This is a genomic window from Albidovulum sediminicola (assembly GCF_025751575.1).
GTDB classification, from domain to species: domain Bacteria; phylum Pseudomonadota; class Alphaproteobacteria; order Rhodobacterales; family Rhodobacteraceae; genus Albidovulum; species Albidovulum sediminicola.
This window is the reverse complement of sequence record NZ_JAOWLA010000020.1, coordinates 1-16,417: the sequence shown is the minus strand read 5'-3', so window position 1 is coordinate 16,417 and position 16,417 is coordinate 1. Positions and strand designations below refer to the sequence as shown.

Here is a 16,417-nt window from a genome sequence, read left to right as displayed (position 1 = left end):
TTCGTCGGCCAAGAAGGTTAAGTGAACACCTAAACCGCGCCGTTCTCAGGCGTGGTCTCTGCGCGGAATAAAGGACAGTGTTGCCGTCCTTCTGGGGTGAGTTCGAATTGGCCTGACACGACCTTGCGAGCTAATGGGTAGTGTCACTGGCCAAGCCGAAGCGATTTCGAATTCGCCTGACTGCACTCAAGGAAACGAAATAAGCAGGTCCCTACGCCGGCGACGACGCCCCCGCCAGGTCGGACGGCCCGACAGCCCCGAAGGACGGAGCGCCCAGTTGTCCAAGTGCGCGCAGAAGCTCCAGCTTGAGAATTTCCATGGCGCGGTCCGCGCCCTTGGCTCCCCCGGCTCCGACGCCATAGGCAAGTGCCCGCCCCACAAACGCGAAGTCGGCGCCGAGCGCTTTGGCACGCATCAGGTCGGCCCCGCGGCGTATGCCGCTGTCGATGATAACCTTCATCCGGCCGCCAACAGCCGCGGCAATCGGGGGCAGGGCGGTGATCGTCGGAGGCCCGAAGGCGACCTGTCGGCCACCGTGGTTTGACACGACGATGCCGTCGCAGCCGATCTCGGCACATCTGACCGCGTCGTCAGGATGCAAGATGCCCTTGACCACCAGGGGGCCTTGCCAGCGGTCCCGCAGGCGCATGAGGTGATCCCAGGTGAAGCCGGGTGTGATCAGGGTCTTTTGAACGTCGGCGTAGGAGGTCGCGGCCTTGAGCAGGTCGGCGTAGTTGGCGATATTGGGCTTCCCGTGCTGAAGGCTGGCCAACGTCCAGGTCGGATTGGCGAGCAGTTGCACCAGAACCTCGGGGGTGATGCGGAAGGGCACGCTAAGCTGGTTGCGGATGTCGCGGTCACGCTTGCCCGCGGCGGGGACGTCTGCGGTGACCATCATCATCGGATATCCCGCAGCCTCGGCCCGCGCGATCAGGCCTTCGGTGACCGCAGCGTCGCCTGAGACGTAAAGCTGGAACCAGCCGTTGCCGTCGGCGGCCTCGGCCAGGCGCTCCAACGTGGTGGAGGCCGCGGAACTGGCCACATAGGGGATGTTCTCGCGCTTGCAAAGACGCGCCAGCGTCAGGTCGGCTTCCGGCCAGAAGGCGTTGAGCATCCCGATGGGGGCCATTCCGAACGGTTGGTCGAAGGTCTGGCCAAAGATGGTGGCGCGCGTGTCGATCTTTGACACATCGACCATGTAGCGGGGCGTGAGCTCCACTTCCTCAAACGCTTCCGAATTGCGCCTGAGGTTGCGTTCGGATTCCGCGCCGCCATCGACAAGGTCGAAGGCGAAACGGGGGATTCGGCGCTTTGCCAAGTGCCGCAGGTCGTCGATCGAGGCGGCGCGGTCCAGTCCCATCAGATCGACCATCCGCCATCGACGGCAAAAGCCTGGCCGGTCGTGAAAGCCGACAGGTCTCCGGCGAGATAGCAGACCATCTCGGCAATCTCCTCGGGCTTGCCAAGGCGGCCCATCGGTTGGCGGGCCGTGAAGGCGGCATGCGCGGCGTCATAATCGCCCGTCGCGGCAAGCCGCTCTTTCAATGAGGGGCTTTCAACCGTTCCCGGGCAGATCGCATTGCAGCGAATGCCCTCCTTCACGAAATCGGCCGCGATGGACTTGGTCATGCCGATGATCGCCGCCTTGGAGGCACCATAGGCAAAGCGGCGCGGCGCGCCTTTCTCGCTGGAGACGATCGAGGCGATATTGATGATGGACCCGGCCCTTTGCGCCAGCATGCCGGGCAAAACCGCCTTGGTCAGCCGGAACATGGCCTTGGCGTTGAGCTCGAAAGAGCGGTCCCAGGCCTCCTCACCGCAATCGAGGATAGATCCATCATGCACCCAACCCGCGCAATTGACGAGGATGTCGAACTTCGAATGCGCGGCGATCAGCGCCAGGACCGCCTCGGGGTCAAGCACATCCAGCCGATGGGCGGTGATGCGGCCCGACCCGTCAGCAACCATTTCGACCGCCGCCCCGTCGATATCCGTCGCAATGACGGTCGCCCCAAGCCGGGCCAGCGCCTCGGCTGAGGCGCGTCCGATGCCGTTGCCGGCGGCGGTCACAAGGGCGGTTTTTCCGTGAAGTGTGTGGTCCATGTCGTCCTCTCAGCGGGCAAGCCAGCCGCCGTCCACGGTTACGACGCTGCCATGGCAGTAAGCGGCGGCGTCGGAAGCAAGGAACACGGCGGCGGCGGCGATTTCACGCGGCTCGGCGAAACGACCAGCCGGGATGCGTTCAAGCAGTGCGCGGGACCGGTCCGGGTCGTCCCGGAGCGCCTGGGTGTTGTCGGTCGCGGTGTAGCCGGGCGCGATGGCGTTCACGTTGATCCCCAGCCCGGCCCATTCGTTGCAAAGCGCACGGGTCAGGCCAACCACCGCATGCTTGCTTGAGGCGTAGGCCGGCACGCGCAGCCCCCCCTGTGACCCCAGCACCGACGAAACGATCACGATCTTGCCCGATCCCTGGGCCACCATGTGACGCCCGGCGGCCTGAGACAGCAGCCAGACCGAGTCGAGATTGACGGACAGCACCCGCCGCCAGTCCGCCAGCGGCATATCCACCGAAGCCTCGCGGTGGATGATGCCGGCATTGTTCACGAGGATGTCCAACCCGCCCAGTGCATCGGAGGCGAAGCGCATCACCTGCTCGGCGGCGGCCTCGTCCATGTCGACGAAATCCACCTGGACGGCGGCTGCCTTGCGGCCCATCGCCCTGATCGCTTTCAGCGTCCCCTCGGGCTGGTGAGAGCGATAGGTCAGCGCCACGTCGGCCCCGGCTTCGGCAAGGGCAAGGGCGATGCCCTCGCCGATGCCCGTGGCACCGCCGGTGACCAGGGCCTTGCGGCCGGTCAGGTCGAACGGGTTTGCCATCGTCAGTACCTGTTCGCGATGGGCAGATCCTCGGCCGGGAAGAGCGAGATCACCTCGCAGCCGGTCTCGGTCACGACCACCTCTTCCTCGATCCGGGCGGCAGAATAGCCATCGGCGGCGGGGCAATAGGTTTCCAGCGCAAAGACCATGCCGGTCTGGATCTCCATCGGGTGTTCCATGCTGACCGCGCGGCTGATGATGGGACGTTCGTGCAGGGCAAGGCCGAGGCCATGGCCGAATTGGAGGCCGAAGGCCGAGTCTTCGTCCGGGAAGCCAAACTCTTCGGCCTTGGGCCAAACCGCGGCGACCTTGTCGGTGCTCACGCCCGGCTTGATCATCGCGATCGAGGCGTCGATCCATTCGCGGGCCTTCACATAGGCATCGTTCTGCGCCGGCGTTGCCCTGCCCACGTTGAACGTCCGGTAATAGCAGGTCCGGTAGCCCTGATAGCTTTGAAGGATGTCAAAGAACGCCTGATCGCCGGGGCGGATCAACCTGTCGGTGAAGTTGTGCGGATGCGGGTTGCAGCGTTCGCCCGAGATGGCGTTGATCGCCTCGACATCGTCACTGCCCATCTCGTAGAGCATCTTGTTCGACAGCGCCACGATATCGCTTTCGCGGACACCGGGTTTCAGCTCCTCGTAAATCATGTGGTAGACGCCGTCGACCATGGCGGCGGCCTGCGTCAGAAGCTGGATTTCGTCCCAGTTCTTGATCTCGCGCGCGGCCAGCATGATCTGCTGGCCATCGACGATGTTCAGGCCTTCTTCCTTCAACGCGTGGAACATGGCGGTTTCGGCATAGTCGACGCCCACGGGCATGTCGCCCATGCCCGCGTCACGGATCAGGCCGGCGATCTGTTTGGCGTATTTCTTCATCAGGCCGAATTCGGGCGGGATCGTGCCGCGCATGCCGACCACACCGGCAAGGCAATGGTCCGGCTCCAGCCAGTCCGAATACCGCTTGTGATGCATCGCGGCAGAGCCGAAGTCCCAGACATAGGGGCTGTCATCCCCGGTCAGCAGGCAGAAACGGCACATCTTGTCCCGTTCCCATTCGCCGATCTTGGTCGCCGACACGTAGCGGATGTTGTTGACATCGAAGAGCAGCAGAGTGCCCGCGTGCGAGTTCTGAAGGGCCTGCCGCGTGCGCGCCAACCGGTAGCGGCGCAGGCGGTCGTGGTCGATGCGGCGTTCGAAATCGACCGAGGTGTGGCCCCATGCGGGCAGGCGGTCACGCCATTCCCAGTTGGGTTCCAGATCCTTGGGCGTCAGCAGGTTGGGCATCAGGGCGCGGGACATGCGTATCTCCTTCGGGTGCGCAAGTTGCACCCGTTCAAAGGTTGAATTTCTGCGGGAAAGGGGCGTGCTACTGGATGCACCAGCCCCCGTCGATGTGGATCATCTGACCGGTCATGTAGTCGCTGTCATCGCTGGCAAGGAAGGACGCGGTGCCGACGATGTCCTTGGGGTAGGACACGCGCTTGATCTGAAGCGCGTCGCGGACGATGTCGTCATAGGCTTGGCCTTCGCGTTGCTTGAAGCCGATATCGACCAGATCCTTGTCGAGCTGCTCCCAGAGCGGGGTGACAACGACGCCCGGCGCGTAGCCGTTGACGGTGATGTTGTGCTCGGCCAGGCCGACCGCGCCGCAATGGGTTAGCGCCAGACAGCCGTATTTCGAGGTGCAGTAGACGGTCACGTCCACCAGCGGCTTGCGCGAAGCGATGGAGCCCACGTTGATCAGCTTGTAGGGATGATCCTCCATCGGGCCCTGGGCGATCATCTGGCGGGCGGTCTCCTGCATGCCCAGCCACATCGCCTTGGTGTTGACGTTCATGATCATGTCCCAGTTGTCTTCGTCGATATCCATGAAGAACCGGGGTTTGTTCAGGCCCGCATTGAAAAGACCTACGTTGACCGACCCGAAGGCCGCGACCGTGGCCGCCACCGCGACGGCATTGTCCTCACGCTTCGTCACATCCATGCGGACGGCGATCGCCTTGCCGTTGCCCGCGGCGTTGATGCGGTCGGCGACCTTTTGCGCCTCGTCCAGATCAAGGTCCCCAAGACAGACATTGGCGCCTTGCGCCGCGAAGGCCTCGGCATTGGCCGCACCCATGCCGCGACCGGCGCCGGTGATCAGAATATTCTTACCTGTCAGACGATTGGGGTCCATGTCTTCCTCCTCGGTATTACGGTGTCCTGTTGGGTGGTATCAGCGCGTCGGCCCGGTCCTGGGCCTTGCGCAAAGCTTCGCGCGGGGATGTGATCCCGCGCAGCATGTCGTGGAATTCCTCGCCGCAGATCTGGATGATGCCGCAGATCTCGGGCACGGGCGGGCGGGGCCAGAACTGCAACTCGTCGCGCCAGGACATTCCGTCGACAGCCTCGAAGATCGACGACATCCGGCGCACCTCCGGATCGGCGCCGACGGAATAGCGCGGATTGGTCCGGCTTCCGTTCTGCACGTAAAGCTTCTGTGCCTCGGGCGAGGTGAAGACGGTCAGCGCCTCGACCGCGGCGGGTATCCGGTCGGGCGACAGATTTGCCGGTATGCCCATGACGTAGCCGCCAACCGGCGCAACCGGGCTGGCGCCGGGCCCCGCAGGGTGCGGCAGGTAGCCCGTCTGCCCATGGGCGGGAGAGCTTTCGTCCAACTCGAAATACGGCGCCAGCAGGGTGTAGCCATAGGCCATCGCGATAGTGCCCGCGGCATAGGGCCGGATCCGCTCGTACCAGGACATCGACAGAATGTCGGGCGGCGAATACTTCAGAAGTTCCATGAGGAACTCTGCCGCTTGCAGACCGGCTTCGGTGTCGATCGTCGCCCGGTAGGCCCCCGTGGCCAGATGATCGGTGTCGAAACCGCCGGCGATCCTGGGCAGATCGAGGATCGGCTGACCGAAATCGGCGAGGGTCATCAACACCGTATGGCCAAGCGCGGTCCCCCGCGCGGCGTTCCAGGCGATGCCATGCTGGCCGCGGCGCGGATTGTGAAGGACCCTTGCGGCGTGCAACAGGTCGTCGGTCGTGGCGGGTGGCTCCAGCCCGGCTTCGGCGAACATGTCGCGGCGATAGAACAGCAACTCGGGCGTGGTCTGGGCGGGCACGCCATAGGCGCGGCCATCCCAATGCGCCGCCTTCCAGCCCGCCGTATGGAAATCGGCCGGGTCGAGCCGCGCCAGGTCCATGACCTGATCCAGCGGCATCAGCACACCCTTGTCGGCAAACTCGCCAATCCAGGGAAGGTCCACTGCGACGATGTCGTAGCGGCTGACCTCGCGTTTAGCATTGCGCAGCGCCTCTTCGCGCAGCCGGTCGATCGAAAAGGCGCGCTGGCTGATCTCGGTGCCGACGACCTGTTCGAACTGCCGCTTGAGATTTTCCATCACCATGAAGGTGGGATCGCCATGCACCAGGACACGGATACCGCCTGGCACCTTCAGCGGGTCCTTGCGCACGCGCAGCGGCGGGATGGATTGCGCCGCCGCATAGCTGCCGCCGAAATAGTAGTCACGGGTGCCCTGCGGGCTGGTCTGCCCTCCGAATCGGCTTTCCGAAAGACGGCGCAACCGGCTGGAAAGCTGAACCCATTGAGACAGAAGCTTTTCGCTGGGATGCATCGAAAAGGTCTTGCCGGTCCTGGTCCGCGGGCGCAGTTCGATCAGGCCATCCTCGACCATCTCTTTCATACGCCGATTTGCGGTCGCATAGGGGGCGCGGCTCGCGCTGATCAAAGAGGTCGGCGTGACGGTCTTGCCCTCGAAATGCCCCTCCAGCAGGTGCAGCGCCATGCGCAGAGGCGCGTTGGGCGCGATGATATCCAGCGCACTTTCCAACTCGTCGCTGAATTCGTTCACAAAAGACAGAATCTCGAGCATCTCGGTCTGCGCCTGTGGCGAAACCGGGCTGCTTTGACTATGTCTTCCCATGGCGTTCATTTTGGCGTTGGTGCTTTTTGCTGTGTGGCGCGTTCGCGGGCTTGTCGGGCTGCCCGGTCTGTGTGGGTTGGCCTCGGTCACGAAACCATCCTCCGAAAATGTCCAAGGTGATGGTCAAGTCGTATCGCAAAAATATCCGTTTTGATAAAAATAATATCCAAAATGGAAATATTTACCGCGTCATTGCCGGAGAAAGTTCGCCAATCTGCCAGCCAATCGCTCGGAATGCCGAGTGATGGCCGGCGTCCGGGAGGGGCGCCTGGGATAGAAACAACTATCGACATCATCCGGGAGGATACCCAAATGAAGCTTCGCAATAGCCTGGCAGCATCCGCGGCTGTGTTGGCTCTGGCTGGAACCGCGTCGGCCGACACCATGAAGATCGGCATCACGCAGAACAACGTCGGTGTGGACAGCTACCAAACGACCTACGAAAAGGCCTTCATCGCCGCAGCCGGCGCCAATGCCAATGTCGAAGCCGTCGTGTTGGATGCGGGCGGCGACGTGGCCCGCCAGATCGCCCAGGTCGAAGACCTGATCCAGCAGGGCGTCAATGCCATCATCATCTGGCCGACCAACGGCGAGGCAGTGATCCCCGCCGTGCGCAAGGCGCACCAGGCCGGCATTCCGGTCATCGTGACCAACTCGAACATCGCCGAAGCCGGCTTTGATTTCGTCAAGTCCTTCTCGGGTCCCGACAACATCACCCAGGGCTCGCGTTCGGCCGAAATCATGTGCGACAAGTTCAAGGCCATGGGCATCGCCGATACCGCCCAGATCCTTCAGATCTCCGGCCAGCCCGGCTACACCACCGCGATCGAACGCGCGAAGGGCTTCGAGGACCGGCTGCCCGAGGTTTGCCCGAACGTGACGCTGGTGGAGACCCAGCCGGGCGACTGGAACCGCGAGAAGTCGCAGAAGGTCATGGAAGCTTTCCTTGTGAAGTATGACAAGATCGACGGCGTCTATGCCGGCGACGACAACATGGGTGTCGGCGCGCTGAACGCCGCCAAGGCGGCCGGTCGCGAAGGCATCATCTTTGTCGGCGCCACCAACTTTGCCGTCGGCTACGAGGCGATGGAGCGCGGCGAATACTGGGGCTCGATCTATCAGTCGCCGGTGGATGACGCCGAGGCTGCCCTGCAAACCGCGATCGACGTTCTTGAGGGCAAGGATGTTCCGTTCCTGAACTACTTCGATACGCCGAAGATCACCCAGGACAACATGGGCGACTTCACCAAGCCGGTGTTCTGAGGCATCCCGCTTGTGCTGGGCGCGGCCCGTCCGCGCCCTGCAGACCCCCACCAACGAAAAAATTTGCAGGGAGACACGGCATGGGACGTGTTTCTGACCGCGTCTGCATCGTGACAGGCGCAGCTCAGGGCATTGGACGCGCGATTGGCGAGGCGCTTCTGATCGAAGGCGCCAAGGTCTGTTTTGCCGACATCAACGGTGAAAAGGTGGCGGAAGTCGCCGAAGCGAACCGCAGCCGCTTTGATCGGCAGGTCACGTCGGCTGCGGTCGACGTGACGAACCGGGAACAGGTCAGGGCAATGATCGCCCACACCGTCGAAACCTTCGGCCGCCTCGACGTGAAGTTCAACAACGCCGGCGTGAACAAGCCGATGAACTTCATGGACGTGACCGAGGACAACTGGAATTTCATCATGGGCGTCAATGGCCTGGGCTGTATGATCGGCATGCAGGAAGCGGCGCGCCAGATGATCGCGCAGGGCACTGGCGGCAAGATCATCAACACGGCGTCCATCGCCAGCCGTCAGGGGTTTGACAATGTCGCCCCCTATTGCGCATCGAAATTCGCGGTCGTGTCGCTGACGCAATCCGGGGCCCGCGACCTGGCGAAACATGATATCACCGTAACAGGTTTCGCGCCCGGCGTCGTGGCAACCGAAATGTGGGAGCAGGTCGATCAGGATCTGCTGGCGATTGGCGCGTCCGAACGCCCGGGGCAGGCAATGGAAGAGTTCTCGGCCGCAATCCTGAAAGGTCGCGTTGCGACACCTCAGGATATCACCGGAACGACAACATTTCTGGCCTCGCGCGAAAGCGATTACATGACGGGTCAAATCGTCATGATCGACGGGGGCATGACCTTGGTGTGACCGGCCGTTTGTCGGAGACGATACGGAACGCCAACGGCCCGAGGGAGGGGATCATGGCAACACTGACCAAGCAACGGATCGGAAGCGTTCTGGCCAAGCAGGGAATCCTGATCGCCTTTGCCGTCTTCATGATCGCCTTTACCATCGCAAACCCCAAGTTCCTGTCCGTGGACAACCTGTTCAGCGTCGTTCGGTCGTCGGCCATTCTGGGGGTCATGGCCTTGGGCGTGACCTTCGTGGTGATCAGCGGGAACCTCGATCTCTCCGTGGGCTCCATGATGTCCTTTTCGACGATCGTGGTGCTGGATCTGCACGACAAGATCGGACCGCTCCTGGCCATCCCCGCGATGTTCGCCATGACGCTGGGTCTGGGGGCGTTCATCGGTTTTCTGGTGGGCTACCTCCGGCTCAATTCCCTGATCGTGACCTTGGGGATGTTGTCCGCGATTCATGGTCTGACGCTGACCTATTCCGGCGGCCAGAACATGGATATCGCGGACAAGGAAGGCACCTGGTTCAGCGCCTTCGGGCAGGGAACCGCCCTTGGTGTCCCGGTCCCGATCCTGATCTTCATAGCCGTTGCGGTGTTCCTCGGGGCCGTCCTTTCCAAGACAGCCTTCGGCCGCAAGGTCTATGCCGTCGGCGGCAACGGCACCGCCGCCACTTTCTCGGGCATTCGCCGCGCACGCACGGTGTTTACATGCTACCTGATCTCGGCGGCATGCGTGGCGACCGCCGGCCTCATCCAGGCCAGCCGCTCGATGGGTTCGCAGAACACCGTCGGTCAGGGCCTGGAACTGGAGGTGCTGGCGGCCGTGATCCTGGGCGGCGCATCGTTGTTGGGTGGGTCCGGCACGATCTTCAAGGCCGTCATCGGCGTGCTGATCCTCGGCTTCATCCAGAACGGCCTGCTTCTGCTTGGCCTGCAATTCTACGTTCAGTTCGTGGTGACCTGGGTCATCATCATCCTTGCCGTCTGGCTCGACATCGCGGCCAAGCGCGGCAAGCTCTGGTCGCCGATCGCGTAAGAGGGAGAGCGAACCATGCAACAAGGTACACTGTCCAAGGCGCTGAAAAGCGGTGCGATCTGGGGCTTCATCGCGTTTGAACTGGTTTTTTTCAGCGTGGCGGGCGAGTTTCTGTCGCTCTCGGACAAGGCCTTCATGGACTTCGACAACATGCTGTTGCTTCTCAAGCAGTCGGCCCCGATCGGGATCATCGCGATGGGCATGACCATTGTCATGGTCAACGGCAACATCGACCTGTCCGTCGGCGCGACCTTTGCCATCGCCGCGATCATCCTGCTTGAAAGCATGACATGGCCGATCTTCGCGGCCCTCGGGGACTGGGTCATCCCGGTGGCCTGGCTTCTGGCGCTGACGGCCGGCACCCTGCTGGGCGCGCTCAACGGGCTGATCGTCTGGAAGACCGGCGTGGACGCCTTCATCGTCACGCTGGGCTCGATGTTGGGCTTTCGCGGGATCGTCTTCATGTTCAACGGCGAGAATCCCACAAGCCACCTCAACTGGACCTTGGTCGATTTCGCCGAGGCGGAATTCCTCGGCCTTGCCACGGCGTCGTGGGTCCTGCTGGCGGTCACGCTGGTGATCTGGTTCGTCATGTCCAGGACCGTCCATGGCCGCAATGCCTATGCCATCGGGGACAACCGCGAAGCGGCGGTCAATGCCGGTATCCGTGTCGGGCCGCACATGATGATCAACTTCGCGATCATCGGCTTTCTGGCGGCGCTGTCGGCGGTGGTCTTCTATTCTGAAAGCGGGTCGGTGAACCCCAACGACGGCCAGCTTTACGAACTGTGGGTCATCACCGCCGTCGTTCTGGGTGGCACCAAGATCACCGGCGGCGCCGGCAGCGTCATCGGCACTTTCGGCGGCGTGATCGCGATCCAGCTCTTGCGCAAGGGGTTGGGCCACATCGGCGCGGACACCTCGACCGTGAACCTTGTCATCGGTCTGATCCTGATCGCGGTGCTGTTCCTTGACCGGCAACTCAACGTCAAAGGCAAAGAGGAGCTGAAGGTATGACCACCGCGCCCGTTCTTCACCTCGACAACATCGTCAAGACCTTTCCCGGCGTACGCGCCTTGGACGGCGTCTCGTTCTCGGTCCTGCCGGGGGAGGTTCACGCCCTTATGGGCGAGAACGGCGCCGGGAAATCCACCTTGATGAAAGTGCTTGGCGGGATCTACCAGCCGGACGGTGGCGACATCTACATGGGCGACACGAAAGTCACCATGTCCGGCCCGCTTGAGGCCAAGGCGATGGGCATCGTGTTTATTCACCAGGAGCTGAGCCTGGCCGAAGAACTGTCGGTCGCCGAGAATATCTATCTGGGCGAACTGCCGCGCAAGAGCTTTGGCCGGGTCGATTGGGCCACGCTGACCGCGCAGACCAACGCGATCCTCAAGAAGCTGAACGTGGGTTTCGATGCAAAGACGCGCGTGGGCGATCTTTCGATCGCCAACCAGCAGATGGTCGAGATTGCACGGGCGCTGACGGTGGATGCCAAGGCGGTGATTTTCGACGAACCCACCGCTTCCCTCACCGATGCCGAAAAGGTGGTCCTGTTCGACGTGATCGCCGACCTGAAGGCCGATGGCGTCGGGATCATCTACATCTCGCACCGGATGGAGGAAATCTTCAAGATCACCGACCGCATCTCGATCCTGCGCGATGGCCAGTATCAGGGCACGGTCGTCACGGCCGAGACAAACGAGGAGGCCGTCACGCAGATGATGATCGGGCGCAAGCTGGACCTTAGCCGGAACGCCGCGCATCACGATCTGGGCGCGGTCGCGCTGGAAGTGCGCGGTCTGAGCTGCGGCGCGCTTTATCAGGATGTAAGCTTTGAGGTGCGCCGGGGCGAGGTGGTGGGTTTCTACGGCCTTGTCGGCGCGGGCCGGACCGAGATTGCCGAGACGCTGTTTGGCCTGCGTGACCCTTCGGCCGGGCAGATCCTGCTGGATGGCGAGGAAGTGCGCCTTCACTCGCCGGCCGATGCGATCGCGCTGGGAATTTCGCTTGTGCCGGAAGACCGAAAGGGCCAGGGCCTGATCCTCGGTATGAATTGCCGCGACAACATGACATTGCCGCAGGTGGATGATCTGAAAGCCGGCCCCTTCGTTGCCGAAGGGGCGGAGATCGCGATCTTCGACCAGTATCGTGACCGTCTGGACATTCGAACGCCCAGTTGGAAGCAGCGGGTTGGCAACCTGTCGGGCGGCAATCAGCAAAAGATCGTCATCGGCAAATGGCTGTCGATGCATCCAAACGTGCTGATCGTGGACGAACCCACCCGGGGCATCGACGTTGGCAGCAAATCCGAAATCCACAAGCTGCTGCGCGAACTGGCGGCCCAGGGCTATGCCGTGATCGTCATCAGTTCGGAGATGCCAGAGGTTCTGCACGTCTCCGACCGGATCGTCGCCATGTACTCGGGCCGGATTACGCGCACGTTCACCTCGGACGAAGTGACCGAGGATAACCTCATTCAGGCCATTTCCGGGATCAAGCCCGGTCATGCGGCGTGATGCCCGGCGGCGCAGCGCGTTTCGGGCCGACAGGTAGGCCAGATGCGTGCGCTCGCGCCCGCTCGTCTGACGCAGCCAATGGCAGGGCCCCTCGGACGCTGGCGTCAATGGCCGTGCATACGAATAATTCCGACGATTAGGAGATCCCATGAAACTTCTGCGCTATGGCGCCCCCAGTGCCGAAAAACCGGGCCTTCTGGATCACACGGGCCGGGTTCGCGACCTGTCAGGCGTGGTCGCCGATATCGGCGGTGACACGCTTCGCCCCGACGCGCTGAAGGCATTGCGGGACCTTGATCCTGCATCGCTGCCGCTTGTCGAGGGCGTCCCGCAACAGGACCTGCGGCTTGGACCCTGCGTCGGCGGCGTCGGCAAGTTCATCTGCATCGGCCTGAACTACGCCGATCACGCCGAAGAGGCCAGAATGCCCATTCCGCCAGAGCCCATCATCTTCAACAAGTGGACCTCTGCCATCTGCGGGCCAAACGATCCCATCCAGATCCCCCGTGACAGCGTCCGAACCGATTGGGAGGTCGAACTGGGCGTCGTGATCGGCAAGCCGGGCATCTATATCGACGAGGCCGATGCTATGGACCACGTCGCCGGCTTCTGCGTGATCAACGACGTGTCGGAACGCGAATTCCAGCTCGATCGTGCGGGCACATGGGACAAGGGCAAGGGCTGCGACACATTCGGGCCGACCGGGCCATGGCTGGTCACGCCGGACGAGGTGAGCGATGTCGACAACCTTGCCATGTGGCTGGATGTCGATGGCAAGCGCATGCAATCGGGCAGCACGTCAACCCTGATCTTCAAGGTGCCACACCTGATCGCCTATTGCAGCCGCTTCATGAGCTTGCAGCCTGGCGACATCATTTCCACGGGAACGCCCCCGGGGGTCGGGATGGGCCAGAAGCCGCCCCGCTACCTGAAAGGCGGCGAGGTCGTGACGCTGGGCATCGCGGGTCTGGGCGAACAGGCCTCCCGTGTCCTGCCATCGGCGCAGGCGTGATGTGAAGGGGGGCGCTGCTTGGCGGCCAGCACCCCCGAGAATGCCAGGCGACGCTGTCGACGGCGGGTACAAATCCGACCACGAGGCGGGGCAAGACCAGGCCAGTGGTGGGGTTCCAAGCGCCATGGCGCGTGCGCTCCCCAAGAAGCTGGCGCTTGCCCTGGCGCTTTGGCCCCAAGGGCCAATCTCGGCGTGGGCAATCAGGTGGCCGCTTTGGCCTTGCGCACGCGGCTCTGGGCAAGCCTGTAGCTCTCGTCTTTCATCTCAAGGGTGTTGACATGATGTGTCGACCGGTCGGGCAGTGACGCCAGTCAGGCGTTCGGCTCCGAATGTTTCGATTCATTCTTCGAAAGGCAGGTTTCTGGTGATGAGTGTGGCGCCGCGCTCCTAACGCTGCGAGATCATTTCGAAGAGAGGTTCGGCGCCGGTCTTGGAGAGCGGCACGAAGCCCAACTCGTCACTGTAATTGCTTGTCCCAATGCTGGCCTCCTCGGCTCAAAGCAAGGCGGCAAAGCGTCTACAAATCCAGGGGCACCTCAGGGCTTGTGAGGCCCTTCGGTTCGACACCTCCACGTTCCACTACAAGCCCCGGCGCCCCGACCAGGCAGCCGTCGAACGACGGATCAAGGAGATCGCAGAGACACGCGTGCGCTACGGTTACCGCCGTGTGCATGTGCTGCTGCGCCGGGAAGGCTGGGAGATCAACATGAGGAAGACCCGTAGGATTTACAATGAGCTGGACCTTCAGCTCCGGAACAAGCCCCCGAAGCGGCGGATGAAGGCCAAGTACGGGATGACCGTGTCGAGGCTATTGGCCCGAACGATGTCTGGGCGATGGAATGAAGCGGATCAGCGAACAGTCCGGGGGACTGTTCGCCCGCTGAATGGGTACGACCAACTGGCGACGGGCAAGAAGCTGCGAGTCCTGACCGTCGTAGACACCTTCTCGCGCTACGTCCCGGTGCTTGACGTGCGCTACAGCTATCGCGGGGAAGATGTCGTGGCGACGCTCGACAGGGCCTGCCGGACGGCAGGCTATCCGAAGACGATCCGCGTTGATCAGGGCAAAGAGTTCGTGTCCCGAGACATGGGTCTTTGGGCCTCTCAGCGCGGCGTCGTTCTGGACTTTTCGCGGCCAGGAAAGCCGACCGACAACGCTTTCATCGAAGCGTTCAACGGCCGGTTCCGGGCCGAATGCCTGAACCAGCGTCGCCATTGTCGCTCGGACCAATGGCGCGACAACGGCAACTTCATGACCCTTGCGGATGCCGCCGAAAAGCGGGAGGCTTGGCGTAGATACTACAACGAGGAACGGCCACATGATGCGATCGGCAACAAGGTTCCGATCATGCTGACGAAATCGGGGGGGCGTCACCAGCCCGTCACCCTGAGCGAAGCCGGAAAACTCAGCCTCCGGGCGGCCCAGCGTTGGGGATAAGAGCACATTTGGGCGCGCTCCGCATCACCGCGAGGGAACTTCCGGGGGGCAAGCCAGGGGCGACGCATCGAACTCCCTTTCCACCTTGCGCGCGTTTGCGGCGGCCCATTGCGGTCAGGAGCGGTCCTTCGCCATGATCTGTATCACTCCGGGCAGTCGAGGTCGAAACGCGCCTCCCCGGTGTCCCCCGGAAGTCCCGTGACCTTCGACCCGGGGCGCGCCCGGCAGCCCGTGGTGCGCTCGATCGCCTCTTCCATCAGGCGGGGCACAGGGTCGCGGGCCCGCTTGCCAAGGTAGCCCAGACGCACGACCTCCGCCCGGTCGCCCTTGCGGAAGACGACGAAGTCGATGCCCTCCAGCGTGACCTCATGGCGTTCCGAATTGAAAAACTGCGGCGCCGGTGAGGCGCCGCAGCTACAGAGCAAGAATAGGATCAGTATGCTACGCATCAATGCCTGGGTGAAATACTCATGCGTCTTGATAGCGTGCGAATGGTTAAGATTATGTTAAGGGAAGCCCGTCGGGGGCCTTGCCCGCGCGCAGATCCTCGGCGTTGGGCCCTGTCCGGGCGAGAGAAGGGAGAAGACCATGCCGCGCATCCACATGATCCTGGCGCTCTGCGCGCTTGCCGCGCTATCGGGCTGCGGCGCCGTCATCGTCGGCGCGGGCGGCGCCGTGATCGCCGACCAGGTGGTCGAGGACCAGCAGGGCGGCGACGGGCTGTTCTGACCCTGCGCTCAGATGAAGATCGCGCAAAGCTCGGTGAGCACGGTCAGGCCGATCAGCGCGGTCGAGATCGCCTTCAGCGCGGGGATGTTCCGCCCCGCCAGCACCCGGCCCATGTTCGTGGTCTTCATCGCGTCGTCTATGTCGTCGCGGACCGCCGCGATGTCATCGAGCGCGACGCCCCCGGCAAGGATGCCATAGGCACCGGCGGTGACGGCCAGCATCGTCAGCGGGGCCGAGTGGCCGCCCGGCCCGAAATGAATGAAGGCCGCGTTGGCGGCCAGCACATACATCGTCGTGCGCATGATCGCGAAGTAATGATCCGAGCGCGACATTGACGCGTAGTTTCTCTGGTCCGGTGTCATCGCTCCCCTCCCATTCGAGTTCCCGGTGGGGGGCAGGATAGCATGGAATGGGAGGATGACCTGTCGGGATCAGAGGCCGTCTGGCAGACGGTCGCCCCGATGAACGCCGCAGCACTAGCGCGATCAATTGGCTGGCCCGACCATGGACCAGAGCCGTCACTTGTCGTCAGGGTCCAGACTCATTGATCTTCAAAGCCAGAACATGACGGTGGCCGCGAATGCGATGGCGGATGGGAAGGTCTTGGTGCATCTGTCGTAGCGGGTTGCGACCCTGCGCCAGTCTTTCAGGCGACCGAACATGATCTCGATGCGGTTGCGGCGGCGATGGCGCGGCTTGTCGTATCGGACAGCTTTGCCGCGCGACTTCCGACCGGGGATGCAGG

At 62.9% G+C, this 16,417-nt stretch carries 17 protein-coding genes and 1 pseudogene; 8 read left to right on the top strand and 10 right to left on the bottom strand.

All coding sequences use genetic code 11. From position 1 onward, the window contains the following. Positions 1-211 precede the first annotated feature (211 nt). From OE647_RS17515 to OE647_RS17490, 6 genes are all read right to left on the bottom strand, one after another. Positions 212-1,360, bottom strand: a complete 1,149-nt coding sequence (locus tag OE647_RS17515; protein ID WP_263723061.1) for an alpha-hydroxy acid oxidase — start codon at positions 1,358-1,360, stop codon at positions 212-214. After that, complete coding sequence (locus OE647_RS17510) at positions 1,360-2,103, bottom strand: SDR family oxidoreductase (protein WP_263723060.1); 744 nt, start codon at positions 2,101-2,103, stop codon at positions 1,360-1,362. Before OE647_RS17510 ends, OE647_RS17515 begins: the two co-directional genes overlap by 1 nt. A 9-nt stretch (positions 2,104-2,112) precedes the next feature. Continuing rightward, a complete protein-coding gene (locus OE647_RS17505) occupies positions 2,113-2,877 on the bottom strand; it encodes an SDR family oxidoreductase (RefSeq protein ID WP_263723059.1) in 765 nt (254 codons plus the stop codon). A 2-nt stretch (positions 2,878-2,879) separates the two neighbouring features. Further along, positions 2,880-4,178, bottom strand: coding sequence for a M24 family metallopeptidase (locus tag OE647_RS17500; RefSeq protein WP_263723058.1), 1,299 nt, complete (start codon positions 4,176-4,178; stop codon positions 2,880-2,882). Between the two features lie 67 nt (positions 4,179-4,245). Beyond that, entirely contained in the window at positions 4,246-5,055 is an 810-nt protein-coding gene (locus OE647_RS17495; protein ID WP_263723057.1) for an SDR family NAD(P)-dependent oxidoreductase, read from the bottom strand. Between the two features lie 16 nt (positions 5,056-5,071). Further along, the gene (locus OE647_RS17490) at positions 5,072-6,820 is read right to left on the bottom strand and encodes an ABC transporter substrate-binding protein (RefSeq protein WP_412174974.1); all 1,749 of its coding nucleotides are present in this window, start codon (positions 6,818-6,820) and stop codon (positions 5,072-5,074) included. A gap of 303 nt (positions 6,821-7,123) precedes the next feature. On the opposite strand from OE647_RS17490, the gene OE647_RS17485 reads away from it, so the two are divergent. From OE647_RS17485 to OE647_RS17460, 6 genes are all read left to right on the top strand, one after another. Then, positions 7,124-8,074, top strand: a complete 951-nt coding sequence (locus tag OE647_RS17485; protein ID WP_263723055.1) for a sugar ABC transporter substrate-binding protein — start codon at positions 7,124-7,126, stop codon at positions 8,072-8,074. An 80-nt stretch (positions 8,075-8,154) separates the two neighbouring features. After that, complete coding sequence (locus tag OE647_RS17480) at positions 8,155-8,943, top strand: SDR family oxidoreductase (protein WP_263723054.1); 789 nt, start codon at positions 8,155-8,157, stop codon at positions 8,941-8,943. 53 nt (positions 8,944-8,996) lie between these two features. Further along, positions 8,997-9,971 carry an ABC transporter permease gene (locus OE647_RS17475; protein WP_263723053.1) on the top strand — a complete coding sequence of 325 codons (975 nt, stop codon included), beginning with the start codon at positions 8,997-8,999 and terminating at the stop codon, positions 9,969-9,971. Positions 9,972-9,986: 15 nt separating this feature from the next. Beyond that, positions 9,987-10,988, top strand: coding sequence for an ABC transporter permease (locus OE647_RS17470; protein WP_263723052.1), 1,002 nt, complete (start codon positions 9,987-9,989; stop codon positions 10,986-10,988). Continuing rightward, positions 10,985-12,493, top strand: a complete 1,509-nt coding sequence (locus OE647_RS17465) for a sugar ABC transporter ATP-binding protein (protein ID WP_263723051.1) — start codon at positions 10,985-10,987, stop codon at positions 12,491-12,493. The genes OE647_RS17470 and OE647_RS17465 overlap by 4 nt, the downstream gene beginning before the upstream one ends. A 148-nt stretch (positions 12,494-12,641) precedes the next feature. After that, positions 12,642-13,505: a fumarylacetoacetate hydrolase family protein gene (locus OE647_RS17460; protein WP_263723050.1), complete on the top strand. Its 864-nt coding sequence runs from the start codon at positions 12,642-12,644 to the stop codon at positions 13,503-13,505. Positions 13,506-13,705: 200 nt separating this feature from the next. On the opposite strand, the pseudogene OE647_RS17455 reads toward OE647_RS17460, so the two are convergent. Continuing rightward, positions 13,706-13,964, bottom strand: a pseudogene (locus OE647_RS17455) (ATP-binding protein); the annotation flags it as partial. Between the two features lie 19 nt (positions 13,965-13,983). On the opposite strand from OE647_RS17455, the gene OE647_RS17450 reads away from it, so the two are divergent. After that, entirely contained in the window at positions 13,984-14,943 is a 960-nt protein-coding gene (locus OE647_RS17450; RefSeq protein ID WP_263723049.1) for an IS3 family transposase, read from the top strand. Positions 14,944-15,086: 143 nt separating this feature from the next. On the opposite strand, the gene OE647_RS17445 is transcribed toward OE647_RS17450, so the two are convergent. Further along, on the bottom strand, positions 15,087-15,368 hold the full coding sequence (locus OE647_RS17445) for a hypothetical protein (RefSeq protein WP_263723048.1): 282 nt from the start codon (positions 15,366-15,368) through the stop codon (positions 15,087-15,089). Positions 15,369-15,531: 163 nt separating this feature from the next. Here OE647_RS17445 and OE647_RS17440 point away from each other — a divergent pair, with 163 nt between their 5' ends. Next, the gene (locus tag OE647_RS17440; RefSeq protein WP_263723047.1) at positions 15,532-15,672 is read left to right on the top strand and encodes a hypothetical protein; all 141 of its coding nucleotides are present in this window, start codon (positions 15,532-15,534) and stop codon (positions 15,670-15,672) included. Positions 15,673-15,680: 8 nt separating this feature from the next. Here the strand turns inward: OE647_RS17440 and OE647_RS17435 are convergent, their stop codons facing one another. Continuing rightward, a complete protein-coding gene (locus tag OE647_RS17435) occupies positions 15,681-16,034 on the bottom strand; it encodes a hypothetical protein (protein ID WP_263723046.1) in 354 nt (117 codons plus the stop codon). A gap of 189 nt (positions 16,035-16,223) precedes the next feature. Beyond that, positions 16,224-16,417, bottom strand: a 194-nt coding sequence (locus tag OE647_RS17430) for a transposase (protein ID WP_263723045.1), incomplete at its 5' end; no start/stop codon positions are given.

Excerpts from the sequence above, each read along its gene's own strand:
- OE647_RS17475 (WP_263723053.1), top strand. The coding sequence starts at position 8,997 with ATGGCAACACTGACCAAGCAACGGATCGGAAGCGTTCTGGCCAAGCAG.
- OE647_RS17495 (WP_263723057.1), bottom strand. The coding sequence starts at position 5,055 with ATGGACCCCAATCGTCTGACAGGTAAGAATATTCTGATCACCGGCGCC.
- OE647_RS17470 (WP_263723052.1), top strand. The coding sequence starts at position 9,987 with ATGCAACAAGGTACACTGTCCAAGGCGCTGAAAAGCGGTGCGATCTGG.
- OE647_RS17460 (WP_263723050.1), top strand. The coding sequence starts at position 12,642 with ATGAAACTTCTGCGCTATGGCGCCCCCAGTGCCGAAAAACCGGGCCTT.
- OE647_RS17510 (WP_263723060.1), bottom strand. The coding sequence starts at position 2,103 with ATGGACCACACACTTCACGGAAAAACCGCCCTTGTGACCGCCGCCGGC.
- OE647_RS17485 (WP_263723055.1), top strand. The coding sequence starts at position 7,124 with ATGAAGCTTCGCAATAGCCTGGCAGCATCCGCGGCTGTGTTGGCTCTG.
- OE647_RS17465 (WP_263723051.1), top strand. The coding sequence starts at position 10,985 with ATGACCACCGCGCCCGTTCTTCACCTCGACAACATCGTCAAGACCTTT.
- OE647_RS17440 (WP_263723047.1), top strand. The coding sequence starts at position 15,532 with ATGCCGCGCATCCACATGATCCTGGCGCTCTGCGCGCTTGCCGCGCTA.
- OE647_RS17490 (WP_412174974.1), bottom strand. The coding sequence starts at position 6,820 with ATGAACGCCATGGGAAGACATAGTCAAAGCAGCCCGGTTTCGCCACAG.
- OE647_RS17450 (WP_263723049.1), top strand. The coding sequence starts at position 13,984 with ATGCTGGCCTCCTCGGCTCAAAGCAAGGCGGCAAAGCGTCTACAAATC.
- OE647_RS17435 (WP_263723046.1), bottom strand. The coding sequence starts at position 16,034 with ATGACACCGGACCAGAGAAACTACGCGTCAATGTCGCGCTCGGATCAT.
- OE647_RS17500 (WP_263723058.1), bottom strand. The coding sequence starts at position 4,178 with ATGTCCCGCGCCCTGATGCCCAACCTGCTGACGCCCAAGGATCTGGAA.
- OE647_RS17505 (WP_263723059.1), bottom strand. The coding sequence starts at position 2,877 with ATGGCAAACCCGTTCGACCTGACCGGCCGCAAGGCCCTGGTCACCGGC.
- OE647_RS17480 (WP_263723054.1), top strand. The coding sequence starts at position 8,155 with ATGGGACGTGTTTCTGACCGCGTCTGCATCGTGACAGGCGCAGCTCAG.
- OE647_RS17515 (WP_263723061.1), bottom strand. The coding sequence starts at position 1,360 with ATGGGACTGGACCGCGCCGCCTCGATCGACGACCTGCGGCACTTGGCA.